We start from the raw sequence: 21,927 nt of genomic DNA on the forward strand, positions 1-21,927 counted from the left end.
TCGTCCCCAAGTGGGGGTCCCTCTCTATTTAGGTACGATCGTCCGCCGACAAAAGGTGGCTCAGGATCGAGCCTTCGAGACCCGCGAGCTCGGCCGAGCCGCGTTGGCGGGGCCGGGCCGTGTTAACCACGACGTCGTGGGCGATCCGGCCTTCCTCGATCACCAGCACCCGGTCGGCCAGCGCGACCGCCTCAGCGACATCGTGGGTCACCAAGATCGCGGTAAAGCCCTGGTCGCGCCAAACGCGCTCCAGCAACCGCTGCATCGAGATGCGGGTCAACGCGTCCAGCGCGCCAAGTGGCTCGTCGAAGGCGAGCACGCGGGGGCGCGAGACCAGCGCGCGGGCAAGCGCTACGCGCTGCTTCTGGCCGCCCGACAAGACCGAGGGCCACTGGTCGCGCTTGTCGGTCAGTCCGACTTCGGTCAACGCCTTATCGGCGCGTGTATGCGCATCACTGGATGAACGATCGCGGCCGAGGCCGACCTCGACATTGGAGAGAACGCGGGCCCAGGGCAACAGCCGAGGCTCCTGGAACATCACGCGAATATCCTCGGGGTTCACCGCGTCGCCGAGCGAGATGCTGCCGGCGTCGAACTTCTCCAGGCCGGCGATGAGGCGAAGCAGCGTGCTCTTGCCGCAGCCGCTCTTGCCCACGATGGCGACGAACTGGCCGGCGGGGATGTGAAGGTCGATGCCGCGCAGCACCTCGTTGTCGCCGTAGGATTTGCGCAGGCCGCGGATGCTGAGCGGCAGGCCAGAGGTCTGCACCGGGCGCTCCTCGCGCACGACGCGAGCGTGAGGCGCGAAATTGGCGCGGCTGGCGAGCTCGGTTTCGGGAAGGGAGGTACGAAGGGCTGTCTGCATGTGATTCCCAGTATTTTTTCTCAACGTTTCAAATAGGCGGGGTGCCAGGAGAGCGTGAGGCGCTCCAGCACGCGGGAGGCGCTGTCGGCGAGCTTGCCGAGTAGGGCGTAGATTAGGATCGAGAGCACGACGACGTCGATCAGCATGAACTCGCGCGCCTGCATCGCCATGTAGCCAAGGCCCGAAGACGCCGCGATGGTCTCGGCGACGATCAGGGTCAGCCACATGATGCCGAGCGCGAAGCGGATGCCGACGAAGATCGAGGGCAGCGCGCCCGGGAAGATCACCCGGCGAAACAGCTCGCCGTCGGTCATGCCGTAGATCCGGCCCATCTCGATCAGCTGGGGATCGACGGTGCGGATGCCGTGCAGCGTATTGAGGTAGATCGGGAAGAAAACGCCGAGCGCCACCAGGAACAGCTTCGCGCTCTCGTCGATGCCAAACCACAAGATGACCAGCGGGATCAGCGCCAGATGCGGCACGTTGCGCACCATCTGCAGCGTCGTATCGGTGAGCTTGGCCGAGAGCTGCGACAGGCCGTTGGCAAGACCGAAGGCGAAGCCGATGCTGCCGCCGATCAGGAAGCCGATCGAGGCGCGCCAGAACGAGACCCAGATGTTGCGAACGAGCTCGCCGGAGAGCAGCAGCTTCCAGCCGGCAAGCAAGACGTCGCTCGGCGCCGGCAACACCCGCGTCGGCACGAAGCCGGTGACGCTGGCGACCTGCCAGATCGCAATGATGGCGAGCGGCACGATCCACTGGATCAGGCCGTCGACGCGCGGCAGGCGCAAACTGCGGGGAAGTGAAACGCTGTCGATCAGACTCATGACTGCGACACCTTCTGTTGCGGACGGAAGTCGCTGCCGACCGTTTCACCAAAAGGACCACCGTTGAAGTGCAGCCTGGTCACGTTGCTGGGCTGCTCCAGCGAGAGCAGCGGAAACACCAGCTCGGCGAAACGATAGGCTTCTTCCAGATGCGGGTAGCCCGACATGATGAAGGTATCGATGCCGATGTCCTGATACTCCCGAATGCGGGCCGCGACCGTCTGGGCGTCGCCGACCAGCGCCGTGCCAGCGCCGCCGCGCACGAGGCCGACACCGGCCCACAGGTTCGGCGCGATCTCGAGCTTGTCGCGCTTGCCGCCGTGAAGCTGCGCCATGCGCTGCTGGCCAACCGAATCCATCCGCGCAAAGTTCTTCTGCGCGGTCGCAATGGTTTCGTCGCTGATGTGCTTGATCAGCTCATTCGCCGCACGCCAGGCCGCGTCATTGGTCTCGCGGACAATCACGTGGAGCCGGATGCCGAAGGATAGTTTTCGACCGCGAGTTGCTGCGACCTCCCTCACCCTCGCGATCTTCTCGGCGACTAAGGCCGGCGGCTCGCCCCAGGTGAGATATTTGTCGACGGTGTCGACGGCGACGTCGATACCGGCATCCGACGAACCGCCGAAATAGAGCGGCGGACGCGGCGACTGAACCGGCGGAAACAGCAGCTTGCCGCCTTCGACATGGATGTGCTTGCCCTCGACATTGACGGTCTTGCCGGCGAGCAGCTCGCCATAGACGTTGAGGAACTCGCGGGTGACCTCGTAGCGCTCGTCATGGGCGAGGAAGATGCCGTCGCCCTTGTTCTCGACGGGATCGCCGCCGGTGACGACGTTGACCAGGAGCCGGCCGTTGGTGATGCGGTCCAGCGTCGCGGTCATGCGCGCGGCCACGCTCGGCGATTGCAGGCCGGGCTTGACCGCCACGAGATAGCGCAGCCGCTCGGTGAACGGCGCGACCGAGGAGGCGACGATCCAGGAATCCTCGCAAGACCGCCCGGTCGGCAGCAGCACGCCGAAATAGCCGAGCTGGTCGGCGGCCTGCGCGATCTGGCGCAGATAGTTGAAATTGACCTCGCGGCCGCCGATGCCGGTGCCGAGATAGCGGCCGTCGCCATGGGTCGGCAGGAACCAGAGGATGTTGGCGTTCGCTTGCTTGCTCATTTGTTTGCTCATGATCCTGGCTTCCGGGCCACGTCGGAAATCTTGATGGATTTGGGAATCAGGTTGAGCGCGAAGAACGCGTCCGCAACCTGCTGCTGATTGGCGATGACGGCATCGGTCAGCGGCTTGATGCCGTAGGATTGCCGCTTCAGCGCGACCTCGACCACCGGGACTGACAGGCCGATGGACGGCGCCAGCTGCTCGGCAACTGCGTGGATGTCGCCCTTGGCCCAGTCATCGACCGCGCTCAGCTCGGCCAGCACGGCGTCGACGATCCTCGGATTGGTTTCGAGGAATTTCTTCGAGGAGAAATAGAACTGGTAGTTGGCGACGATGCCGGTGCCGTCGGCGAGCGTGCGGGCGCCGGTCGCGGCTTCCGCGGCGGCCTGGAACGGATCCCAGATCACCCACGCATCGACCGCGCCGCGCTCGAAAGCGGCGCGCGCATCGGCTGGTGCGAGAAACACCGGCTCGATCTCGGAATATTTGACGCCGGCTTTCTCCAGCGCCTTGACCAGGAGGTAGTGGACATTGGAGCCCTTGTTGAGCGCGACCTTCTTGCCTTTGAGGTCGGCGACCGATTTCAGCGGGCTGTCTTTTGGCACCAGGATCGCCTCGCCCTTCGGCGCCGGCGGCTCGTAGGCGACATACTGGATCGGCGCGCCGGCGGCTTGCGCGAAGATCGGCGGGGCTTCGCCGGTGTTGCCGAAATCGATCGCGCCGATATTGAGCGCCTCGAGAAGCGGCGGGCCGGAGGGGAATTCGGTCCACACCACCTTGTAGCCGTCGGCAGCTAACTTCGGCTCCAGCGTGCCCTTGCTCTTGAGCAGCACCAGCTTGCCGTATTTCTGGTAGCCGATGCGGACGACCTTGTCCTGTCCGTAGGAGGTGCCGACCGCGGCGGCGACGATGCCGATCGACAGCACGATGGCCGCGATCAGACGCTGGATGATACGCCTCATGTTCAAACCCTTTGAGATGGGGAGATTGGTTGGCACTATCAGGCTGCCGGGTTGCGCCAGACGATGTCGCGGATCACGATCGGCTTCGGGATCAGGCCGAGCTTGTGGAAGCGGTCGGCGACGCCCTGCTGGGTCGTGACGATGTCGTCGGTGACCGGGCCGACCACGAAATTCGCGCGATTGGCGGCGACGGTCTGGATGTCCAGTGGAACGCCGGTGACCGCGGCGAGCGATTTGGCGACCTCGTCGCGGTGCTGTTCGGCCCATTGACCAGCCGCGGTCGTCACATCGATGATCTGCTGCAGGATGGCGCCGTGATTCCTAGCGAATTCGCGGTTGGCGATGAAGAAGGAATTGGTCTTGGTGACTTCGCGCGCATTGATCAGGATGCGGCCGCCCTGCTTGGTCTCGCCGATCGCGAAATACGGATCCCAGATCGCCCACGCCTCGATGCTGCCATTGGCAAAGGCAGGCCCGGCATCCGGCGGCGTCAGATAGACCGGCGTGATATCGGCATAGGTCAGGCCGGCTTTCTCGAGCGTCTGCACCACGATGTTGTGGGCGCTGGAGCCCTTGGTGAAGCCGACGCGCTTGCCTTTCAAGTCGGCGATGCCGCGGATCGGCGAATCCTTCGGCACCAGGATGCCCTGCCCGTTGGTGATGGGCTGGCCGGCGGCATAGACGATCGCCGCGCCCGCGGCCTGGGCGAACACCGGCGGGGAGTCGCCGACCGCGCCGAAATCGATGCTACCGACATTCATTGCCTCCATCATCGGAGGCCCCGACGAGAACTCGACCCATTTCACGTCGATGCCCAGGGGCGCGAAATGCTTTTCCAGGGCGGCCTGCTGACGCGTGATAACCAGCACGCCGGTCTTCTGGTAGCCGACACGAATGTCCTTCACCGCGCCTTGTGACGTTGCTTGCGCGTTGGCGTGCGAAACGAATGCGGCGGCTGCCGCAGTTCCAACGGATAGTTTGAGAAAATCCCGACGTTGCATCCGACACTCCCGGCCGCGTGCGGCCGTCCTTTATTCGTGCTCGGGAATGATGGGGCGGCTTATCGGAGGTGTCGAGACGCGCGGAAAAATAGCGATGCATGCACTGCGCACGTGGCGGAGCGCATGATTAATCTTTCGATCCACGGAGCGAACGCAGGGTATATTTTTCCGCACGCGAATGTGAAAAACGCACGCAACCGAGCCGAGAAATTAAAAATCGCGAAAACAACCCCATGCACAGTAGCCGGGGCGCGCGAAAACAATGACTTACGCTTATCCGAAATTCACCTTGACTCGTCGGGCAAAACAGGAGCAGGATGGCATCGTGGCGGCGTTGCGGATGGACCGGTCCCTGCCGGCCTAATGCAGCCATCTCACCGGTAGATTCTGCAGCCCGCGAAAGGCCCATCCGCCGATCCGTACCGGCTCGTCGTCGGCGATCTCGAGCCGGCCGGCACGGGCGAACAAGGTCGGCAGTGCGACGTCGGCAATCATGGCGCGGGAGGCCCAGGCGCCGGCACAGAAATGCGGACCGGCGCCGAACGCGACGCTCTTGGCCGTATCACGCCGCACGTCGAACTGGTCGGCGCGTTCAAAGTGCTTCTCGTCGCGATTGGCGGAGCCGAACATGAGGAATACGCGTTCATCGGTTTCGAAGGCGACGTCGCGGATCGACCACGGCTTTGCGATGCGCCGCGGCGACATGCCGATCGGCGAGATCCAGCGGGCATATTCCTCGAAGGCCTGGAGCCACGTCACCTCGCCCTTGCGCACGAGATCGAGCTGGTCGGGATGGGTCAGCAGCGCCCACACCGTGCCGGCGATCGCCTTGCGCGGCTCGTTCTGGCCGCCGGAGATCGCGAGCTTGACGTTGGCGCGCACGCTCTCCATCGCCATGCCGGACGCGAGGAGCACGCCGAGGATACTCTGGTCGGGATGCTTGCGCATCACCGGCAGGATGTCGTCGATCGCGGCATCGATGCCCGACGTCGCCGCATGGCAACGCGCCTCGACGGCCGCGTCGCCGCTGTAATTAGCGATGCCCTCGATCATGCCCTGTGACCAGGCGTCCATGTCGGCAAAGCCGATATTGGTGAGGCCGGTGATCGACTTCAGGCATTCGCCTGAGAACGGCAACGCGAAGTCGCGCATGAAATCGATTCGCCCGGGCGCGATCGCGTCGATGATGCGATCCGCATGGGCCTGGAACAGCGCGGTCCAGTGCGCCTTCACCGTCTTCGGCGACACCGTTGGAAACATCGCGCGGCGCTCGACCTGATGCGCCTCGCCGTCCTTGCGCATCATGTTGTGGCCCATCAGCCGGTTCATCAGGCCCGCGGGCTGGTGCGAGGAGAACACGTCGATCTGCTTCTCGGAGATCGAGATATCGTCGCGGCTCGTCAGCAGTGTCGAGCCGAGCTGCGGCACGAAGGCGATCGGCGCCTCCTTGCGCATCGTTGCCAGCATCGGATATGGATCGGCCCAGAATGCGGCCGGGTCGATGTCGATGCGCGGCGCGGTGCTCAAGGCAGCCTCCTGGATTCTTGTTGCCTCGGGCTAGACTAGCGAACTCCGGCGCCAGCGTCTGTCCCTAGCGATGGGGACGGACCGCATCAGCGCGGGTCATCACAAGCCGGATCCTCGCAAAGAAACGGCTAACCACGTTCTCACGGCTGCATGCCTGGGGGCATGGGAAGGTCGATCAACCAATGATAGCATGTGCGCCGCGAGATCAACCTGGGAAACTGCCGTGACTGGAATGACGAAGCTTCGTTCTCGATTCATGCTCGCTGCTATGTGGATCAGTCTCGTCGGTGCTCTCGTCGTCTTGTTTTCGCTGCTCAACCGGCCAGGCGGTGATCCGCAGCCCTGGGTGATTAGCCTGATCGGATCCTGGTTGCCGTTCCTTGTGCTGGTGGGCATCTGGCTGTGGTACTCGCGTGCGAGTCGACGCCCATCATCCGGCACGAGCTGGGTCGACCTCTACGAGCAGCAGGTCGCCGAGAACAGGCGCACCAACGCGTTGCTGGAGAGGATCGCGGCTGCGCTGGAAAAGCCGTCGCCGGGTTAGCTCGTACCCCGGTTATCACGGAAACAAAGGGTATGCGCTCGAGGATTTTTGCGCAGATCTGGCTGGTGCTCGCAGCAAGCGCTGCCGTCAGCGGGCCAGCGACAGCCGACGACCATCAGGCGTGCTTGAAAGCATCGACCGAACCCGCGGCCGCGACCATCGCCGCCTGCACGCGCGCGATCGAAAGCGGCGACTACAGGGATCAAGACCTGTCCGCCTTGTATCATACGCGCGGCTGCTCCTGGTCGCGGACAAACCTGGCCGATCACGTCGACCGCTCCTTGAAAGACTTTACCGAGGCGATCCGGATTGACCCGAAAGCTGCCGGCTCGCGGCTCAATCGAGCGCATATCTACAACCAACGGCGCCAGTACGACCAGGCGATCGCGGACGCCAACGACGCATTCGAAAGCGGCCTGTCGGATTATGGAAAGCGGGCCGGATACGGCGAGCGCGGCTACGCCTATCAGGCCAAAGGCGACAACGACCGCGCCATCGCGGATTATACCGAGAGTCTCCGGCTCGATGCGAACAACAGTTTCGCCCTCACCGCCCGTGGCAACGCCTACTTCGCCAAGGGCAATTTTGATCGTGCCATCGCCGACTACGACCGGGTGATCGCACTTGATCCGGACTATGCGCACGACTACTCCGCCTACAGCAGTCGCGCCATTGCCTACCTATCCAGGGGCGATTTCCGTGGCGCCATCGCGGACTTTGACCGGGGGCAGGCGTTATCATGGCTCGCTGCTGCGGCCTTTTTTGCAGTGGTGATCTGGCTGTGTTGCCGGAGAGACGCCCAGGCGCCCGGACGGTGGTCCGGGCCGACGATCGTTCAGATGTGCGAGAATGAACTTGTCGAAAGCAAGCGCAGGAACGCTGCCTTGGAGAGTATCGCGGCGGCTCTGGAGAAACGATCGTCGGGTTAGTGAGGATTTCCCGCCAGACCCGCCCCACTTCATTTCGTCCCCGAGTTCATTACCCCAAAGCGCCCGCGATACGTCGCGTGAACCGGCGGAATCCAACGCGTAGATCTCTCACCCTGAACATGAGGGTTATGAGCCATTCTGGCGTTCCCAGATGACGAAGTGTCTGCGCAATACCCTGATCCATGCTCTGGCTCATATTCTGGTCGGTATAATGCGTGCTCCCCTCACGGCACCAATCAAGCCTCCAAGCGATCTCTTCTCGCAACGCGTCGACGTCCGACAGACGCCCAGCAAAATCCAACTCTCTTCTGGCGCAGATCCGCTCGATCCGGGGGCGCACGGCTTCATAGTAGTGGATGCCCCAGTTCTCGAGCCTTGCATGGGTCGCCTCGTGTACGATGGCGGACGCGATCCATTCGACTGTCGTGCTTTCAGAATCGACGACACGCACGTCGAGCAGGCAGGCGCTTATTGAATGCTGATAGCATCCGGCGCCGTGCGGAATCAATTGCACCCAGATACGAGAAAGGCTGGTCTTGATGCGCCGGTAGTGAAGTGGAGCAAACCGTTCGATCAGCCGCAGCGCGGCTTCGACGCGTTGCAGGGCTCCCTCGGGATCATCCGATGAAAAGCATCCGATCCAGAGGCCGTCGACCACGCGGCTTTTCGACATCCACAGCTCGATTCTTTCGATGAGCGAAGGTCCGGTCACTGGGGAACCGCGAGACATAGTAATCGACATCTCTTCCGATCAAGCTAGCAGATCTCCAAGCTAATACAGGGGCTCCGCTTCGGTGGGTTTTACGATTTGGTTTCAACTTTATCGATCGCGGGGGCTAGGTCCGCATCGGTTTAGCACCGGGCCGTATCCCGGCAGCATCCGTGCAGGACGAAGTTTCGATCTTCACTTATGGGCCAGACCCCGTCTCTCTCCCGTATAGTAGAGGCTGCTGAAGCGGAGAGAACATGAGCGTGGCGGAAATCATTCGACGTGCCATCGAAATCGGTGAACGGAACGGCAAGATTACCTTCGATGATCTGAATCAGCTGTGTGACAGCAGCGCACTTGATCCCAAAGACGTTGAACGCGTTCTCAGCGCCCTAAGTGAAGCGGGGGTTTGGATTGAAGGAGACTGAAACCTGACTCTGGTTATATCGCCTACAATAGTTCACAGAGCGACAGTCGCGGAGGGCGGGCAGCGTGTCCGCCTTGCTCTCGGAAGCAGGGACTCGCGGGACTGGAGTACTCTTAGTTCAGGCTGCGGGGGCCGGCGAGCAGGCGCAGCACGATCGCAAACAGCTCGCTTTGTGACGAGATGCCGAGCCGCTCATAGGCGCGCTTGCGGTACGTCAGCGTCGAATGCAGGCTGATGCCGAGTGCCTGCGAGATCGCCTCGGAGCTGAAGCCGGAGAGGATGCGCCGGCAAACGTCCTGCTCGCGCGGGGTGAGGCTGGCGAGGGGCGCGCGCGTCGCGAATAGCGCGGCGACAGACTGCTCGGTCGTCGCTGCCGAGCCGTGCTGGAAATGGCGTGCCACGCTCGCACTGATGGCCGGTGCGATGGCCTCAAGCCGCGCACGCTGGGCATCGCTGAAGCGGCCCTGGACAGCGATGCGATAGAAATTGACGTAGAAACAGGTGTCATCGACCCAGATCGCGGTCGCGCATTTGTCGACGATGCCGGAATCCACAAAGAACATTTTGCGGTAGCGGGCGCCGTACATGCGCGGCGCGAAGGCGGGCAGCACGAGCGGCGCGCGGCCCTCGCCTTCGAACAGCGCATCGCGGTTGGGATCGGATTGGTGGAACTGGCCGGCATAGGCAGCGCCGAGATCGCCGCCGATCGGGATGTTGCCGGCATCGAGCAGGCAGTGTGCGGCGCCCGCGCGGCTCAGCGCGAACACCATGCAATGCCCGACCCCGGCCTGCCGACGCAGTGTATCGATCAGGACATCAGGAAAATCCGGACGACCGATGGCAAGCACCGCGGGTGTGACATCGCCAGCCGCCGGCTTTGCGGGCGTCCCGTGAGGGCGCATCGTTTTCTCCCCATCGCCTTTTGACGAAATTTATCAGCAATGGCCGCGCAGCGGAAGGCGGGTGTCGCCCGATATCTCCTGCGACGTCGCCGGGGGCTCAGGAAGCACTTTTGCGCAGAATCTTGTCCATTGCTTTTCCCTTCGCCAGCTCATCGATCAGCTTGTCCAGGTAGCGGATCTCTCGCAACGTGGGTTCTTTGACGTCCTCGACCCGGACGCCGCAAACCACGCCTGTGATCAGGGTTCGCGAAGGATTGATCTTGGGGGCCTTCGCAAAGAAGGTTTCAAAGTCCGTCCCCTGCTCCAGTTGAGCTTCCAGCTCGTTCTGACCATAGCCTGTCAACCAGGAGATGACCTGATCAACCTCCGTTTTGGTGCGCCCTTTCTTCTCCGCCTTCGCAACGTAAAGCGGGTAAACGCTTGCGAAGCTGGTGGTATAGATCCTGTGTTTCGCCATGACCACTCCATGGATCACTCGCTACGGCCGAAGGCCGATACGATATCATCGATGGAGTTGCCTGTAGAGGTTCTGACTGAGATGCCCCGCGAAGCAATATACGGCGGCAAATGCGCTCCCAAACGCCGATCAAAGCGCCCGTGATATCGGTCACTGAGCGTTCAAGGCAGTTGCGGCACTCTGCATCGTGCCAGCGCAACCACCTTCCGGGCGGCCGCTGAGGTGACTGTCTCGACAGTGTTTTGCCGGCACCCCCTGCTAGGTTAGCAGAATTCGCACCCAGCAGGGTATGCTCGGATGTGAAGCTTACTCCAAGGCAAAGGCGCAGCTATGTTCAAGGTCGAACCCACGCTTGAAAATCTCGCATCGCATATCCAGCGGCAGGACCGGTCGCTGAAGGCTATGAGTTGGAGCGTTTGGGGGCTACGATCCTGGCGGCTGCGGCGATCATTTCATCGCAATGGCATGCGACCGCTAATGCCGATACAGTCAAGGCCAAGACCCTGTCTGTGGAAACAATTGCCTTGCGAAATGGCACCGGCAAAATCGTCGCCTTGATCTCATCCACTTCCGACGGAACGCCGCACATCTCGCTCTTGGATAGCCGCGAGAAGGTGCGTCTCAGCATCGGGCTTCGCCAGGATGGCGTACCTTCGGTGTCGCTCCTCGATACGGAGCAGGGTCAGCGGGCAGTGCTGTCCCTGAACGATCATCAGGATGCGTCCTTGACGATGTACAATGCTGCAAAACTTCCCCGTGCGACGCTCGCTGTGGACTCCGTCAGCTCGGGTCACATGGTTCTCTTCGGGACCGGCGGTGGTCTAAACTTCTCCGCTTTGGATGGCCGCGTGCAGTGGACTCCGGTGGGCGGAGCCGTTCAGAACATCCAGACGAAAACCGAATCCAAATAAACTCAGCCGGCCGCAGCGGCGAAAGACCCTACCCCGCCGCCGCCTTCGCCGGCGGAACGTTGATCGCGAGCTTGCCATAGCGGTCGGTGAACGCCTGCGTGTCGATCTCCTCGAGCTTGATCTCGCCGCTCATGACGCCCTGCTTCCAGGCCGCCTGCGCGGGATCGTTCTGGAATTCCGGCATCACCTCGCGGCCGAACAGCTCCAGCGATTCGCAGATGTGCTCGTGGCTGTTCTTGCCCGCCTGGTTCAGCAGGATGACCTGGTCGATATGCGAGCCCTGGAAGCGCTTTAGCTTCCTGCGGATCGTCTCGGGCGAGCCGATCAGTCCGCCGCGCAGCGCAGCCTCCTGCGCCTCGGGATTGTCGCGTTTCCACTTGTTGTACTCGTCCCACATGTTGACGGTATAGGGCGCCGGACGCTGGCGATTCTGCGACGCGCCGTAGAAGCGTAGCGCGAACTGGAAGAAGGTGGCGCCGTCGGCGCGCGCACGCGCCTCCTCGTCCGTCTTTGCGCACATGAAGAACGACACCAGCGCCATGTTCGGGTTGATCTCGTAGTCGGCGAGCTTGGCGAGACGCTTGGTCATGGCGTTGTAATAGGCGTGCACCCAGGCGTGCGCGGCGTCTGCGCTGACGAACTGGAAGCCGAGCGCACCAAAGCCCTGGCGGCCGGCGCGCTCGATGGTCGGCAGCTGCGAGCAGGCCATCCACAATGGCGGATGCGGCTTCTGCACCGGTTTTGGCACGACGTTGCGCAACGGGATGTCGAAATATTTGCCGTGGTGCTCGCTTCCTGCGTCCTTGAACATCGGGAAGATCGCGGCGACGGCCTCCTCGAACACCTCTTTCTTGGTCTCCATGTCGCGGCCGAACGGCGTGAGCTCGGTGATGGAGGCGCTCTCGCCCATGCCGAATTCGCAGCGGCCGTTGGAGAGCAGATCGAGCACCGCGACGCGCTCGGCGACACGTGCGGGGTGGTTGGTCGTGAGCTGGAGGATGCCGTGGCCGAGCCGGATGTTCTTGGTGCGCTGGCTCGCGGCTGCGAGAAACGATTCCGGCGAGGGCGAATGCGAGTATTCTTCGAGGAAGTGATGCTCGACAACCCAGGCGTGGTCGTAGCCGAGGCTGTCTGCGAGTTCCATCTGCGACAGCGCGTTCTGATAGAGGCTGAGCTCGTCGCCGGCCACCCACGGCCGTGGCAGTTGCAGCTCATAGAAGATGCCGAACTTCATGACGCCGTCTCTCCCAGGTTTTGTTGCAAGTTTTCTTGCAAATTTTCTTGCCGCTTATGTTTTTGTTGCGGGCATCTTAATGGGCGGGGCGGCGCTGTCTACGCAGTCGCAATTCCGCCTTGCGGGAGAAGGTGCTTTTCGGCGCGGCGGCCATTCAGGACCACGCCGATGAAGGTGAAGCGCACCAGCAGATGATAGCTCGCCAGCATCGGAGGAAGCGCGACGACGAGAAGAACACCGAACTTGATCAGACCGGGCCAGTCGAGCTGCGACAGCGCGACCTGCAGCGCCATCACGATCGGCAGGTGGATCAGATAGACCCAGTAGGATGCATCGGCGAGATAGCGCCAGGTCGGGCTGAAGCCGGACATGAAGCGGAGCGCGAGGCCGATGACCGCAAAGGTCGAAATCCATATCGCCGGCGCATACAGGATCACGGAGACAAGCCGGAGCGTGGCGAAGCCGAAAGGCAGTTTCAGTGCCCCCGGCGCGGACGTCATCGCCCCAACCAGCACGAAACTGATCAGGATCAGAGTGATTGCGAGCAGAAGATGCGGGAGCCAGCGCCGCTCAATCAGTCGCAGCAGATCGATCTGCCGATGCAGCAGCCAGCCGATCGCGAAGGCGGTGCCGAAGCCAATCCAGGCCTGCGCGTTGGTGACGAGCGATTGATCCGGCGTCCTCACGCCCGTCACGTTGATCCAGCGTTGGTCGAGGCAGAAGGCGGCGCCGATCGGGATTGCCAGAACAAGGGGGGCCAGCGGACTTTTCATGATCCCGGCGAAGACGCGGTCAATCACCGCTCGCCACCTGCCTGACGCATCTAGCCAGACAAATGCGCCGCGCAGCAGCAGCACGACGACATAAAGCTCCAGCAGCACATAGATGAACCAGAGATGGGTCAGGGGGAAATTCGGCAGCACCGGTGGCCAGCTGCGGGACCAGCCGCCGTTCGGGAAATGAGACGCCCAGATCGCGATGAAGTACATGGGCGTGAACAGGATCGGCCAACCCGTGCGCAACTATCCGGAGCAGCCGCCGGTGATCCCGCACACGATCGACGGCTATCAGATCGACCTCAACGGCAACAAGTGCCTGTCCTGCCATGCGCGGGCGCGCATCGCGGAATCGCAGGCGCCGATGGTCTCGATCACCCACTTCATGGACCGCGACGGCCAGTTTCTGGCTTCGATCTCGCCGCGCCGCTTCTTCTGCACGGAATGCCACGTGCCGCAGAACACCGCCAATCCGCCCGTCAGCAACGACTTCACCGACATCGACACGCTGCTGTCGCGCGCAAGCCCCGGTGGCCGCCGATGACGACGACCGCTGATGAACCCGGCGAGGGACTGAAGGCCAGACGCGGCTTCGTCGCGCGAAGCTGGGACTTCGCGCGCGAGCTCTGGCAGGTGCTGATCCGTCCGAGCTCGGTGTTCGGGCTCGGCGTGCTGGTGCTGGCGGGCTTCATGGCCGGCGTGATCTTCTGGGGCGGCTTCAACACCGCGCTGGAATTGACCAACACCGAAAAATTTTGCACCGGCTGCCACGAGATGAAGGACAACGTCTTCGCCGAGCTGAAGTCGACCATCCATTTCGCCAACCGCTCCGGCGTGCGCGCGACCTGTCCGGATTGCCACGTGCCGCACAACTGGACCGACAAGATCGCCCGCAAGATGCAGGCCTCCAAGGAGGTCTGGGGCAAGATCTTCGGCACGATCGACACCCGCGAGAAATTCCAGGATCACCGGCTCGAACTGGCGGCGCATGAATGGGCGCGCTTCAAGTCCAACGATTCGCTGGAATGCCGGAACTGCCACAGCGCCGATTCCATGGACATCACCAAGCAGTCGCCGCGCGCCTCGGTCGCGCACCAGCGCTTCCTGTTCACCAAGGAAAAGACCTGCATCGACTGCCACAAGGGCATCGCCCACCATCTGCCCGACATGCGCGGCGTTCCCGGCTGGCAATAGGGCGCCCCGCCCGGCTTGAACCAGCGGTGCGAATGGTTAGTTTTGGGGCTGGCGAATCGCTCCGTTTTCGCCCCCTCCTCAAGACAGACATGGCCACATTCACCCCGCATCAGGATGCCGCGCTCAAGGCCGTTGGCGACTGGCTCAAGGCCAAACCCGGCCGCAACGGCACGCCGCCGGTGTTCCGCCTGTTCGGCTATGCCGGCACCGGCAAGACCACGCTGGCGCGGCACATCGCCGACGGCGTCGACGGCGAGGTGAAGTTCGCCGCCTTCACCGGCAAGGCGGCGCTGGTCATGCGCAACAAGGGGTGCGACGAAGCCTCCACCATCCATTCGCTGATCTACCGCACCCGCGAATCCGGTGAGGAGCAGCCCAGCTTCGAGCTGTGGGACGACGCCCCGGCCTCCAAGGCCAAGCTGATCGTGATCGACGAATGCTCGATGGTCGATGCCGAACTGGGCCGCGACCTGATGTCGTTCGACTGCCCGCTGCTGGTGCTGGGCGATCCCGCGCAGCTGCCGCCGATCCAGGGCGGCGGCTTCTTCACCAATACCGAGCCCGACGCGATGCTGACCGAGGTGCACCGCCAGGCCCAGGACGATCCGATCGTGCGGATGTCGATGGACGTCCGCGAGGGCCGCGAGCTCGACATCGGCCGCTACGGCGAGAGCGAGGTGGTGTCGCGCAAGGAGCTCGACCCTGATCGCGTCATGGCCGCCGACCAGGTGCTGGTCGGCCGCAACAACACGCGACGCGCGTACAACATGCGGGTGCGCCAGCGCCAGAACATCGAGGACATCTTCCCCGTCGCCGGCGACAAGCTGGTCTGCCTGCGCAACAACCGCAAGAAGGGCCTGTTCAACGGCGGGCTGTGGCGCGTGAAGTCGCGCAACACCTCGCGCTCGAAATCCCGCATTCTCAGCATGAGACTGTCGCCGGACGAGGATCTCGGCCACAAGGTGACCAAGGTCTCGGTGCGCGCCGATTGCTTCGAGGGCGGCGTCGAGGCGATCGCCTGGGAGCAGCGCAAGCCCTATGACGAGTTCGACTACGGCTACGTGCTGACCGTGCACAAGTCGCAGGGCTCGCAATGGGACGACGTCGTGCTGTTCGACGAGAGCTTTGCGTTTCAGGAGAGCCGGGCGAGGTGGCTGTACACGGGCATCACGCGGGCGGCGAAGCGGCTGAGCATCGTGGTTTGAAACTGCGGTAGTCCGGATGGAGCGCAGCGTAATCCGGGGTTAGCTCCGCGATCGTGATTCCCGGATTTCGCTGCGCTCCACCCGGGCTACGAAGTCACTTCCCCGCGACGAAATAAAAATCCTCGCGCCCCGGCGGCGAGCCGTAGGAAAACGGCTGCTGCTCGTGCTTGGTCACAAGCCAGACATCGTCGCGAACGATGTCGAACAGTTTTCGGATCTCGACGCGCGGCATCTTGATCTCGCGAGCGAGCGCGGTGGCGAACGGGCTGTCGGCGCCGCCGTCGCCATCCATCGCGGTCTCGCCGTGCTTGGCGGCGTAGACCACCATGAAGCCGGCGCCCGGCTCGATGTTGGAAAAGCCCTTGTCCACGAGCTTGAGCGACAGCGTGCGCTGCATGGTCGGCGCGAACGGATTGTCGCGACAGGCATCCAGCATCACCAGACGCACTTTTCGCGCAGCGCCCACCGCCGCGATCACCTGCTCCAGCGCGACCGCCTGGGTCTCGGCGTCCCTGTCGGCGGCGAGCTTGGCGTCGACGGGAACGAGATAATTCACGCCGCCGATCTCGAACCCGTGGCCGGCATAATAGACCACCGCCCAATCCGCCTTCTCCGCCTCGGCGGCAAACGTCTGCAACGCTTCGAAGAACTTGTCGCGGGTGAGGTCGCTGACGGATATCACGGTCTGGAAGCCGACATCGCGCAGCGCGGCTGCGATCATTTTCGAGTCGCGTGGCGGATTGGGCAAGGCGTGGACGTTCTTGTAGGCGCCGTTCCCGATCACCAGCGCCACACGGCGCCCCGTGGATCCGGCCGGTGCCTGCGGGGTCAGCGCGGCCAATCGCTCCTGCGCGATCGCGCGGGCGCGCGCGACGTCGAGCTCGTCGAACTTCGTCAGCGAATAGGCCGCCGCACGATAGTCGGCACGGGCCTGGGCGAGATCCTTCTTGCGCTCGTAGATCTGGCCGCGACCTGAATGTGCCCGGACGTTGTTCGGGTTGATCTGGATGGCCGTGTTGTAGTCCTTCAGCGCGGCGTCGAAATCGCCCTTCAACATGTTGACGTCGGCGCGATTGTTGATCGCGTACGTGTTCTTCGGCTGCTTCTCGATTAGGCCGTTGCAGTCGGCGAAGGCCTGGTCGAACTTGCCCATCATGCCGTAGGTGATGCAGCGGTTGCCGGTGATCTGCTGCGCGGCCGGTTCGATCTTCTCGGCCTCCGCGAAATCGGCAATCGCGCCGTCAAAATCCTGCATCAGCGTGCGCACGCGGGCGCGGTTGGTGTAGCCGAGCAGGAACCTGGGCGCGTATTTGATCGACAGGTTGAAATCGTCGAGCGCGCTTTGCAGCGCACCCCGGCGCAACTGGATGACGCCGCGGTTGTTGTAGGGGACACCGTAGGTCGGGCGCTTCTGGAGCGCGAGGTCGTAGTCCGCCATCGCATGATCGTCCTGGCCCGTCCGCTCATAGGCGAGGCCGCGCAAATTGAGCGTGACGACGTTGTCGGGATCGAGGTCGACGGCCATGGACAAGGTCTCGATGGCGTGGCCGTAGTCGCGCTTGTTGAGCAGTGTGTTACCGCGCACGGAGAGCGCGATGGCCTTGTCCTTGCCGGTGAGCCGGTCGGCGTTGAGCAGCTTGTCGCAGGCCTGCGCCCTCGCCTGTGCATCCGCCTGGCGGTCGCGGCAAATGGCGAGGTCGTCGCCGGGTTGCGGTTCGGCCGCCGCGAGCGAGCTCCAGCCGGCCAGGATGGCGAGCACGACGACGAGGGTCAGGGATGCCACGCGCAGCATGTTGTCAGGTCAGCTCCAGCCACGATTCTCTTAAGTCGATCACCGATCGCGCCGGTTCATCTAGCGCGGAGTTCCGGTCGTCGCCAAGCCGGGCCGCTGGAGGCGGCGCGTTTCACGGACTCGTGTCCCTCCGGCCGTAACAATCGCCCGGTCCGCCCGTATCTCGAATGTCCGAAAATGCCGGGCAGGCTGTTCGCCCGGCCCCAACCGCCCTAGACTGTCAGACCTTCCGAAAGAGGATCGCCATGCGCCGACCTGCCGTCCTGTCCCTGCTCGCCGCAACCACCGCACTGACGCTGGCCTTTGCCGCGCCGACCCGGGCCGCAGAGGATGCGGTCGTGATCCCCGCTCCTGCCGTTGATGTGGCCCCCGCAAGCGGGATCCAGACCGCCGTGATCGCCGGCGGCTGCTTCTGGGGCGTGCAGGGCGTGTTCCAGCACACCGCGGGCGTCGTCAACGCGGTCTCCGGCTACGCCGGCGGCACCAAGGCGACGGCCGACTACCAGACCGTCTCGAGCGGCCGGACCGGCCACGCGGAATCCGTCGAGATCAAATACGACCCCAAGAAGATCTCCTACGGCAAGATCCTGCAGATCTACTTCTCGGTGGCGCACGACCCGACCCAGCTCAACCGGCAGGGCCCCGACACCGGTCCGCAATATCGCTCGGCGATCTTCACCACGTCCGACGAACAGAAGAAGGTGGCCGAGGCCTATATCGCCCAGCTCAACGGCGCCAAGGTCTTCAGCAAGCCGATCGCGACCAAGGTCGGCGCGCTGGAGGCATTCTATCCGGCGGAGGCCTATCACCAGGATTATCTGACCCTGCACCCGAACCAGCCCTATATCGCCTACAACGACCTTCCGAAGGTCGAGAACCTGAAAAAGCTGTTCGCGGATAACTATATCGAGAAGCCGACGCTGGTGAGCGCCAGCAAGGCCACCAACTGAAAAAACGGGAGACCCATGCCCGACACCAAGACGAAAACCACGGACGACAAGGTCATCAAGAGCGAAGAGCAATGGCGCAGCGAGTTGTCGCCGATGCAATTCGCGGTGCTGCGCGAGAAGGCGACCGAGCGTCCCTTCTCCGGCGAATATGAGCACGACCACCGCGCCGGCACCTACACCTGCGCCGGGTGCGGCAACGTGCTGTTCGAGTCCGACGCGAAGTTCGATTCCGGCTGCGGCTGGCCGAGCTTCACCCAACCCGCCGTCGAGGGCCATATCGAAGAGGAGCGGGACGTCAGCCACGGCATGATCCGTACCGAGGTGCTGTGCGCCAAGTGCAGCGGTCATCTCGGCCATGTCTTCCCCGACGGCCCGGGACCGACGGGCTTGCGTTACTGCATCAATTCCGCCGCGCTGAAGCTCGAACCCAAATAAACCTTGCGCGGCGCCGAGTTCCGTCATGGAACCCGGCGCCGCGATGTGCTTTTCTTCCCTGGTGGTGCGGCTGGCCATGGCGTGGCGGCGGCCGCCAGGGAGGATGCCATGACGCTTGGGACCATCCTGATCATCCTGGTGATCATTTATCTCGTCGGCGGCCTGTCGGGCCGCTTCGGCGGCTACGGCTACGGAATGGGTCATTCCGGCATGGGGATCGGCGGCCTCGTCCTGGTGGTGCTGCTCGTGCTGCTGCTCCTTGGCAAGCTGTAGACCATTCAAGTCGCTGATATTCCTGCAATTTCCCGGGCTGCGGAGCTGCCATGCGCAGATTCATCATCTCGCATCGCGGGGGTCGCAATTTTGTCAAAACGGGCTATATTAGAGGACGAAAATGACATGTGCGGCGCCCACTCAATCGTGGCCTCTGCCCGTCCCAACCCCACGCGCTTAAAGCCCCAGAGAGATCACGAGGTCTTTGACCATGCGTCCACTGCGTCCGTTCAACTTCAACACTTCCGCCGAACTCTTCCCCGCTGCGATCCGCAAGAAGAAGCGTGCAGGCTTCACCTATCGCCGGTTCGGCACCGCGGCCGAAGCCGTCCAGTTCGCGATGGAGCAGTTGCCGACGGATTCGCTGAACGGCGCCTATCTCCAAGTCGAAGAAGCGCGCTTCGACCAGAACGGCATCCGGTCGCTCTATGAGAGCGAAGCCTTCCCGCTGCCCCGCCACCGCAAGCCGGTGGAAGCCAGCACCGACGCTGCCGACGCGGCGTAAGTTTTCGTCACGCGCTCCGATGTGCGCTGAAAGCGCGATGGCCCGAAAGGCCGTCGCGCTTTTTGCGTTTTGGGGCGTGTCAGATGCGAGGCTGCTTGTCGAGCCAGCGGCGGAGCAGGCGCACGTTGCGCATGTTGGCACGGAACATGACGTCGAATGCGTCGCCCGCGAACGGGACGATACCGACGACGCCGTCGAGGGCGACATTTCCGAGCATGCGCGCGGTGATGTACCAGGGCGCCCCGAGCGCCCTCGCCTCTTGCACCAGCCAGAGCGAGATCGCGGTGGTGATGATGTCGCCGACGACGGGGATCAACCCGATCAACCCATCGATGCCATAGCCGATGTTGGTTCCGGGCAGCACGAAGGCGACGTCGAGCAGCTTTGCGATCGCCTCGATCCGCGCGATCCGCTGCTCGCGCGTTAGATTGCCAAACGGGTTGCCGGCGAAGGGACTGTCCTTCCCGAACTCGAAGCGAAATTCGCGAAAGCCCTGCCCCAGCGTTTCGGGCCGGATCTCGTGACCGTCCTGATCGATGATCGGCCCACGCCCGTCGGTGCCCGAAGAGGCCGCACCCGAGCGGCTTCCCGAACGGGATCGACGCGGAGCAAGAATATCGTCATCGGACATGGTCATGGCCTGTAGGGAACGCGCCAGCGCGGCGGAGGTTGCTGCGGCGTGATCGAAGGTCGCGCCCTCAAGTCTGTGCCGCCGCCGGCTGCGGCTCCGCGACATATTTATGCACGAGCCAGGATGAAATCACCGCCGGCACGAACCCGACGAGGCCGTACAGGATGAACTGCACCGCGCCCGAGTCCGGCCCGCGCGAGCTGTAGGTCAGCGAGGCCAGGATGAAGGCGAACACGCCGACCAGCAGCATCCGCAGCACCGGGCCGATCCGGCGGACGTGGACCAGGATATCGTCGACCGCACCGATCATCAGCGAGGGCAGGAAGCCGAACAGATAACTGTATTGCAAGGATTTGAAGAACACCGCGAACAGCTTGCCGACCTCAGCGAGACTGGTCTGGGTCCAATAGCCGGACTGATAGGTCGTCGTCAGCAGCAGCAGGAACCCGCCCACGAACGGGCCGACCAGCGCAAACACGAGATAGCGTTTCATCAGGCACCCTCATCCTTCACCTTACTATAGCAGCGCCGCGGGAACCTTGAATAGCGGGGGTGCGGGCTCTGCGCTGGGAACAAGCGGCATAGCGACGGACTTGAAATTCACCTCTCAGATTTGGAGCCGCCGATGTCCCGCAAACTGTTCTTCCTGGCGACGATCGCACTGACGGCCGTGAGCGGCCTGTCGAACGCGCCCGCTCTCGCACAAGGCCATATGGGTTCGCCGCAGGAGCAGCAGGCCTGTTCGCGGGACGCCTCGCGCTTCTGCCGCAAGGACCTCGGCAATGACGGTGCGGTGCAGGCCTGCCTGCAAGCCAACCGGACCAAACTGTCGCGGTCTTGCAGCAAGGTCTTTCAGAGCCACGGCATGTGAGGACCGGAACCATCCCCGGCGAACGGAGAGTGAAGCCATGTTGCGCGACGAACAGCTCTCGATCCTCAGGGACATCAGCCAATCCATCGCCTTTGCCGACGACCGGCACGGCAAGATAGGCGAGCTGATCGCCGACGGTTATGTGATGAAGGACGGAGATCTGTTCGAGCTCACGGCAAAGGGCGTTACGGCGGTCGAAGAGCATGCAGCGCTTGGCGCAAGCGATGTGGAACAAGCGAGCGTATCCTCCGATCGGTTGATCTGATCGCACGCGAGTCGCGTTGTGCGTGACGTGCGCGCAACAATTGCGAATTCCTTTTTGCCTGCCATTGCGGTCGCGCAACAATGGCGCATACTTGGCTCGGGCGGCGCAGCACTTTTCGATTCGAACATCACCAGAGATCGAGCAACCACATGCGGGATTGAGGTCCCGGCGTGATGGCTGAGACATGCGGCAGGTCAAGCCGCGTGCGGCGCCCCAAAACCAAGTGGCTCAAGCCCACGGAACTCGGGGACGCATTCTACATGACACGCAATCAGACGATCGCAACTCTCTTCGCCCTCGCCACCACCGCCATCGCAATCCCGACATCGCCAAGCTTCGCGTTCTCGTCCGAAGCGCAGCAGATGTGCTCGGGCGATGCGATGCGGCTGTGCTCCAGTGAGATCCCCGACATCCCCAGGATCAGGGCCTGCATGGTGCAGAAGAAGGCTCAGGTCAGCCCGGGCTGTCGCGCCGTGATGGACCGCGAGCACGCCGCCGCGACAGGATCGCGCAAGCGGGAAGCAGCCGCGCAATAGAGAGAGCGTATCTGCGGCCATCCTGAGGGCCCGCCC

At 63.2% G+C, this 21,927-nt stretch carries 27 protein-coding genes and 1 pseudogene; 14 read left to right on the forward strand and 14 right to left on the reverse strand.

The window, feature by feature from the left end:
• Window positions 1–28: 28 nt before the first annotated feature.
• The 6 genes from IVB13_RS27700 to IVB13_RS27725 form a co-directional block, all read right to left on the reverse strand.
• A complete protein-coding gene (locus IVB13_RS27700; RefSeq protein WP_247454008.1) occupies window positions 29–865 on the reverse strand; it encodes an ATP-binding cassette domain-containing protein in 837 nt (278 codons plus the stop codon).
• A gap of 20 nt (window positions 866–885) precedes the next feature.
• The gene (gene ssuC / locus IVB13_RS27705) at window positions 886–1,692 is read right to left on the reverse strand and encodes an aliphatic sulfonate ABC transporter permease SsuC (protein ID WP_247454006.1); all 807 of its coding nucleotides are present in this window, start codon (window positions 1,690–1,692) and stop codon (window positions 886–888) included.
• The gene (ssuD, locus tag IVB13_RS27710) at window positions 1,689–2,855 is read right to left on the reverse strand and encodes an FMNH2-dependent alkanesulfonate monooxygenase (protein WP_247490983.1); all 1,167 of its coding nucleotides are present in this window, start codon (window positions 2,853–2,855) and stop codon (window positions 1,689–1,691) included. Before ssuD ends, ssuC begins: the two co-directional genes overlap by 4 nt.
• A gap of 8 nt (window positions 2,856–2,863) precedes the next feature.
• A complete protein-coding gene (locus IVB13_RS27715; protein WP_018453876.1) occupies window positions 2,864–3,817 on the reverse strand; it encodes a sulfonate ABC transporter substrate-binding protein in 954 nt (317 codons plus the stop codon).
• A 38-nt stretch (window positions 3,818–3,855) separates the two neighbouring features.
• Window positions 3,856–4,818, reverse strand: coding sequence for a sulfonate ABC transporter substrate-binding protein (locus IVB13_RS27720; RefSeq protein WP_026232614.1), 963 nt, complete (start codon window positions 4,816–4,818; stop codon window positions 3,856–3,858).
• 360 nt (window positions 4,819–5,178) lie between these two features.
• Entirely contained in the window at window positions 5,179–6,345 is a 1,167-nt protein-coding gene (locus tag IVB13_RS27725; protein ID WP_247490985.1) for a cytochrome P450, read from the reverse strand.
• A gap of 232 nt (window positions 6,346–6,577) precedes the next feature.
• Here IVB13_RS27725 and IVB13_RS27730 point away from each other — a divergent pair, with 232 nt between their 5' ends.
• Both IVB13_RS27730 and IVB13_RS27735 read left to right on the forward strand, forming a co-directional pair.
• Window positions 6,578–6,889, forward strand: coding sequence for a hypothetical protein (locus IVB13_RS27730; RefSeq protein WP_247454003.1), 312 nt, complete (start codon window positions 6,578–6,580; stop codon window positions 6,887–6,889).
• Between the two features lie 32 nt (window positions 6,890–6,921).
• Window positions 6,922–7,818, forward strand: coding sequence for a tetratricopeptide repeat protein (locus tag IVB13_RS27735; RefSeq protein ID WP_247454001.1), 897 nt, complete (start codon window positions 6,922–6,924; stop codon window positions 7,816–7,818).
• 49 nt (window positions 7,819–7,867) lie between these two features.
• Here the strand turns inward: IVB13_RS27735 and IVB13_RS27740 are convergent, their stop codons facing one another.
• Window positions 7,868–8,491, reverse strand: coding sequence for a hypothetical protein (locus tag IVB13_RS27740; RefSeq protein WP_247453999.1), 624 nt, complete (start codon window positions 8,489–8,491; stop codon window positions 7,868–7,870).
• A 293-nt stretch (window positions 8,492–8,784) separates the two neighbouring features.
• Here IVB13_RS27740 and IVB13_RS27745 point away from each other — a divergent pair, with 293 nt between their 5' ends.
• Window positions 8,785–8,955 (forward strand): RNA polymerase sigma factor region1.1 domain-containing protein, encoded by a 171-nt coding sequence (locus IVB13_RS27745; protein WP_247453998.1) that lies wholly within the window; start codon window positions 8,785–8,787, stop codon window positions 8,953–8,955.
• Window positions 8,956–9,067: 112 nt separating this feature from the next.
• Here the strand turns inward: IVB13_RS27745 and IVB13_RS27750 are convergent, their stop codons facing one another.
• Window positions 9,068–9,856, reverse strand: a complete 789-nt coding sequence (locus IVB13_RS27750; RefSeq protein ID WP_247490987.1) for a helix-turn-helix transcriptional regulator — start codon at window positions 9,854–9,856, stop codon at window positions 9,068–9,070.
• 97 nt (window positions 9,857–9,953) lie between these two features.
• Entirely contained in the window at window positions 9,954–10,313 is a 360-nt protein-coding gene (locus IVB13_RS27755) for a DUF2200 domain-containing protein (protein ID WP_204512191.1), read from the reverse strand.
• A 416-nt stretch (window positions 10,314–10,729) separates the two neighbouring features.
• Between IVB13_RS27755 and IVB13_RS27760 the strand changes: the two genes are divergently transcribed.
• Entirely contained in the window at window positions 10,730–11,224 is a 495-nt protein-coding gene (locus IVB13_RS27760; RefSeq protein ID WP_247490989.1) for a hypothetical protein, read from the forward strand.
• A gap of 28 nt (window positions 11,225–11,252) precedes the next feature.
• On the opposite strand, the gene IVB13_RS27765 is transcribed toward IVB13_RS27760, so the two are convergent.
• The gene (locus IVB13_RS27765) at window positions 11,253–12,458 is read right to left on the reverse strand and encodes an LLM class flavin-dependent oxidoreductase (protein WP_018453870.1); all 1,206 of its coding nucleotides are present in this window, start codon (window positions 12,456–12,458) and stop codon (window positions 11,253–11,255) included.
• A 98-nt stretch (window positions 12,459–12,556) separates the two neighbouring features.
• Window positions 12,557–13,447: an acyltransferase family protein gene (locus tag IVB13_RS27770; protein WP_018453869.1), complete on the reverse strand. Its 891-nt coding sequence runs from the start codon at window positions 13,445–13,447 to the stop codon at window positions 12,557–12,559.
• A gap of 25 nt (window positions 13,448–13,472) precedes the next feature.
• Here IVB13_RS27770 and IVB13_RS27775 point away from each other — a divergent pair.
• The 3 genes and pseudogenes from IVB13_RS27775 to IVB13_RS27785 all read left to right on the forward strand — a co-directional run.
• Window positions 13,473–13,778, forward strand: a pseudogene (locus tag IVB13_RS27775) (nitrate reductase cytochrome c-type subunit); the annotation flags it as partial.
• Window positions 13,775–14,428 carry a NapC/NirT family cytochrome c gene (locus IVB13_RS27780; protein ID WP_018453867.1) on the forward strand — a complete coding sequence of 218 codons (654 nt, stop codon included), beginning with the start codon at window positions 13,775–13,777 and terminating at the stop codon, window positions 14,426–14,428. The pseudogene IVB13_RS27775 and the gene IVB13_RS27780, both read left to right, overlap by 4 nt.
• A gap of 89 nt (window positions 14,429–14,517) precedes the next feature.
• On the forward strand, window positions 14,518–15,633 hold the full coding sequence (locus IVB13_RS27785; RefSeq protein ID WP_018453866.1) for an ATP-dependent RecD-like DNA helicase: 1,116 nt from the start codon (window positions 14,518–14,520) through the stop codon (window positions 15,631–15,633).
• 94 nt (window positions 15,634–15,727) lie between these two features.
• Here IVB13_RS27785 and IVB13_RS27790 read toward each other — a convergent pair whose 3' ends face one another.
• Window positions 15,728–17,425, reverse strand: coding sequence for a caspase family protein (locus IVB13_RS27790; protein WP_085359416.1), 1,698 nt, complete (start codon window positions 17,423–17,425; stop codon window positions 15,728–15,730).
• Window positions 17,426–17,670: 245 nt separating this feature from the next.
• On the opposite strand from IVB13_RS27790, the gene msrA reads away from it, so the two are divergent.
• The 4 genes from msrA to IVB13_RS27810 all read left to right on the forward strand — a co-directional run bounded on the left by msrA (window position 17,671) and on the right by IVB13_RS27810 (window position 19,588).
• Entirely contained in the window at window positions 17,671–18,375 is a 705-nt protein-coding gene (msrA, locus tag IVB13_RS27795) for a peptide-methionine (S)-S-oxide reductase MsrA (RefSeq protein ID WP_018453864.1), read from the forward strand.
• Window positions 18,376–18,390: 15 nt separating this feature from the next.
• Window positions 18,391–18,810: a peptide-methionine (R)-S-oxide reductase MsrB gene (gene msrB, locus IVB13_RS27800; RefSeq protein WP_018453863.1), complete on the forward strand. Its 420-nt coding sequence runs from the start codon at window positions 18,391–18,393 to the stop codon at window positions 18,808–18,810.
• Between the two features lie 108 nt (window positions 18,811–18,918).
• Window positions 18,919–19,083 carry a DUF3309 family protein gene (locus tag IVB13_RS27805; protein ID WP_083926348.1) on the forward strand — a complete coding sequence of 55 codons (165 nt, stop codon included), beginning with the start codon at window positions 18,919–18,921 and terminating at the stop codon, window positions 19,081–19,083.
• A 211-nt stretch (window positions 19,084–19,294) separates the two neighbouring features.
• Window positions 19,295–19,588, forward strand: coding sequence for a hypothetical protein (locus IVB13_RS27810; protein ID WP_007596188.1), 294 nt, complete (start codon window positions 19,295–19,297; stop codon window positions 19,586–19,588).
• Window positions 19,589–19,667: 79 nt separating this feature from the next.
• On the opposite strand, the gene IVB13_RS27815 is transcribed toward IVB13_RS27810, so the two are convergent.
• Both IVB13_RS27815 and IVB13_RS27820 read right to left on the reverse strand, forming a co-directional pair.
• Window positions 19,668–20,225, reverse strand: a complete 558-nt coding sequence (locus IVB13_RS27815) for a DUF4112 domain-containing protein (RefSeq protein ID WP_247294068.1) — start codon at window positions 20,223–20,225, stop codon at window positions 19,668–19,670.
• Between the two features lie 61 nt (window positions 20,226–20,286).
• Window positions 20,287–20,712: a DUF5413 family protein gene (locus tag IVB13_RS27820; protein ID WP_085349175.1), complete on the reverse strand. Its 426-nt coding sequence runs from the start codon at window positions 20,710–20,712 to the stop codon at window positions 20,287–20,289.
• A 132-nt stretch (window positions 20,713–20,844) separates the two neighbouring features.
• Here IVB13_RS27820 and IVB13_RS27825 point away from each other — a divergent pair, with 132 nt between their 5' ends.
• The 3 genes from IVB13_RS27825 (at window position 20,845) to IVB13_RS27835 (ending at window position 21,891) form a co-directional block, all read left to right on the forward strand.
• A complete protein-coding gene (locus tag IVB13_RS27825; RefSeq protein ID WP_026232611.1) occupies window positions 20,845–21,090 on the forward strand; it encodes a cysteine rich repeat-containing protein in 246 nt (81 codons plus the stop codon).
• A gap of 37 nt (window positions 21,091–21,127) precedes the next feature.
• Window positions 21,128–21,355: a hypothetical protein gene (locus IVB13_RS27830; RefSeq protein WP_018453858.1), complete on the forward strand. Its 228-nt coding sequence runs from the start codon at window positions 21,128–21,130 to the stop codon at window positions 21,353–21,355.
• Window positions 21,356–21,615: 260 nt separating this feature from the next.
• The gene (locus IVB13_RS27835; protein WP_051112961.1) at window positions 21,616–21,891 is read left to right on the forward strand and encodes a hypothetical protein; all 276 of its coding nucleotides are present in this window, start codon (window positions 21,616–21,618) and stop codon (window positions 21,889–21,891) included.
• Window positions 21,892–21,927 lie beyond the last annotated feature (36 nt).

The organism is Bradyrhizobium sp. 17 (assembly GCF_023073515.1).
Taxonomy (GTDB): Bacteria; Pseudomonadota; Alphaproteobacteria; order Rhizobiales; family Xanthobacteraceae; genus Bradyrhizobium; species Bradyrhizobium canariense_D.

What these genes read in the sequence shown, in the direction of transcription:
- IVB13_RS27730 (WP_247454003.1), top strand. Translation starts at nt 6,578, where the DNA reads ATGACGAAGCTTCGTTCTCGATTCATGCTCGCTGCTATGTGGATCAGT.
- IVB13_RS27805 (WP_083926348.1), top strand. Translation starts at nt 18,919, where the DNA reads ATGACGCTTGGGACCATCCTGATCATCCTGGTGATCATTTATCTCGTC.
- IVB13_RS27745 (WP_247453998.1), top strand. Translation starts at nt 8,785, where the DNA reads ATGAGCGTGGCGGAAATCATTCGACGTGCCATCGAAATCGGTGAACGG.
- IVB13_RS27765 (WP_018453870.1), bottom strand. Translation starts at nt 12,458, where the DNA reads ATGAAGTTCGGCATCTTCTATGAGCTGCAACTGCCACGGCCGTGGGTG.
- IVB13_RS27755 (WP_204512191.1), bottom strand. Translation starts at nt 10,313, where the DNA reads ATGGCGAAACACAGGATCTATACCACCAGCTTCGCAAGCGTTTACCCG.
- IVB13_RS27790 (WP_085359416.1), bottom strand. Translation starts at nt 17,425, where the DNA reads ATGCTGCGCGTGGCATCCCTGACCCTCGTCGTCGTGCTCGCCATCCTG.
- IVB13_RS27780 (WP_018453867.1), top strand. Translation starts at nt 13,775, where the DNA reads ATGACGACGACCGCTGATGAACCCGGCGAGGGACTGAAGGCCAGACGC.
- IVB13_RS27830 (WP_018453858.1), top strand. Translation starts at nt 21,128, where the DNA reads ATGTTGCGCGACGAACAGCTCTCGATCCTCAGGGACATCAGCCAATCC.
- IVB13_RS27820 (WP_085349175.1), bottom strand. Translation starts at nt 20,712, where the DNA reads ATGAAACGCTATCTCGTGTTTGCGCTGGTCGGCCCGTTCGTGGGCGGG.
- msrB (WP_018453863.1), top strand. Translation starts at nt 18,391, where the DNA reads ATGCCCGACACCAAGACGAAAACCACGGACGACAAGGTCATCAAGAGC.
- msrA (WP_018453864.1), top strand. Translation starts at nt 17,671, where the DNA reads ATGCGCCGACCTGCCGTCCTGTCCCTGCTCGCCGCAACCACCGCACTG.
- IVB13_RS27810 (WP_007596188.1), top strand. Translation starts at nt 19,295, where the DNA reads ATGCGTCCACTGCGTCCGTTCAACTTCAACACTTCCGCCGAACTCTTC.
- IVB13_RS27740 (WP_247453999.1), bottom strand. Translation starts at nt 8,491, where the DNA reads ATGTCGAAAAGCCGCGTGGTCGACGGCCTCTGGATCGGATGCTTTTCA.
- IVB13_RS27735 (WP_247454001.1), top strand. Translation starts at nt 6,922, where the DNA reads ATGCGCTCGAGGATTTTTGCGCAGATCTGGCTGGTGCTCGCAGCAAGC.
- IVB13_RS27835 (WP_051112961.1), top strand. Translation starts at nt 21,616, where the DNA reads ATGACACGCAATCAGACGATCGCAACTCTCTTCGCCCTCGCCACCACC.
- IVB13_RS27815 (WP_247294068.1), bottom strand. Translation starts at nt 20,225, where the DNA reads ATGACCATGTCCGATGACGATATTCTTGCTCCGCGTCGATCCCGTTCG.
- IVB13_RS27785 (WP_018453866.1), top strand. Translation starts at nt 14,518, where the DNA reads ATGGCCACATTCACCCCGCATCAGGATGCCGCGCTCAAGGCCGTTGGC.
- ssuD (WP_247490983.1), bottom strand. Translation starts at nt 2,855, where the DNA reads ATGAGCAAGCAAGCGAACGCCAACATCCTCTGGTTCCTGCCGACCCAT.
- IVB13_RS27825 (WP_026232611.1), top strand. Translation starts at nt 20,845, where the DNA reads ATGTCCCGCAAACTGTTCTTCCTGGCGACGATCGCACTGACGGCCGTG.
- IVB13_RS27720 (WP_026232614.1), bottom strand. Translation starts at nt 4,818, where the DNA reads ATGCAACGTCGGGATTTTCTCAAACTATCCGTTGGAACTGCGGCAGCC.
- IVB13_RS27750 (WP_247490987.1), bottom strand. Translation starts at nt 9,856, where the DNA reads ATGCGCCCTCACGGGACGCCCGCAAAGCCGGCGGCTGGCGATGTCACA.
- IVB13_RS27700 (WP_247454008.1), bottom strand. Translation starts at nt 865, where the DNA reads ATGCAGACAGCCCTTCGTACCTCCCTTCCCGAAACCGAGCTCGCCAGC.
- IVB13_RS27715 (WP_018453876.1), bottom strand. Translation starts at nt 3,817, where the DNA reads ATGAGGCGTATCATCCAGCGTCTGATCGCGGCCATCGTGCTGTCGATC.
- IVB13_RS27770 (WP_018453869.1), bottom strand. Translation starts at nt 13,447, where the DNA reads ATGTACTTCATCGCGATCTGGGCGTCTCATTTCCCGAACGGCGGCTGG.
- ssuC (WP_247454006.1), bottom strand. Translation starts at nt 1,692, where the DNA reads ATGAGTCTGATCGACAGCGTTTCACTTCCCCGCAGTTTGCGCCTGCCG.